The organism is Pseudomonas sp. UBA5706 (assembly GCF_002419965.1).
Classification (GTDB): Bacteria; Pseudomonadota; Gammaproteobacteria; order Pseudomonadales; family Pseudomonadaceae; genus Aquipseudomonas.
In genome coordinates this window covers 81,110-81,591 of the sequence record NZ_DIHC01000053.1, presented here as the reverse complement: position 1 = coordinate 81,591, position 482 = coordinate 81,110, and the positions used below count along the sequence as shown (strand labels likewise).

1 protein-coding gene is annotated in these 482 nt (G+C 60.0%); it reads right to left on the bottom strand.

Annotated features, from left to right (window positions below; all coding sequences use genetic code 11):
* Positions 1-292: 292 nt before the first annotated feature.
* Positions 293-482: hypothetical protein (locus B3I26_RS25440; protein ID WP_296261876.1), on the bottom strand; the 190-nt coding region annotated here is incomplete at its 5' end.

Here is a 482-nt window from a genome sequence, read left to right as displayed (position 1 = left end):
GCTTGCTGACGATCTGCCGGGAACCGGCAGCCTCGTCTGAGAATGCGGTGTGTCTGGCACAAACGAGGTGGCGGGTTTTACTGCCGCTTCGCGCCAGATCGCGGGCAAGCGACGCTCCTACGCCCTGCGGGCAGAATCAAAAGCCATGTGGCGGTCTGCCTGCCTGGCGCTCGCTCATGGTCTGATGACTAAGTCGATGTGCATCTCCATTGTCTGGGGTGCCGCGGATAGTGGTCTTGCTTTGACGTCTGGTCGTTTTCCCACACCAAACATGGTCGTGGGAACGAACGCCTCAAGCGGTTTCGATTCCTTTCGCACGCCCCTTATATTGGAGATGCACATCGCTTTCGATCCTGCCCGCGCCACTCCCGGCAAAGGAAATGCACATCGCTTTCGATCCTGCCCGCGCGACCCCCGACATGGAGATGCGCCTCGCATTCGATTCTGCCCGGAGGGCGTAGGAGTCCAGCTTGCTGACGATC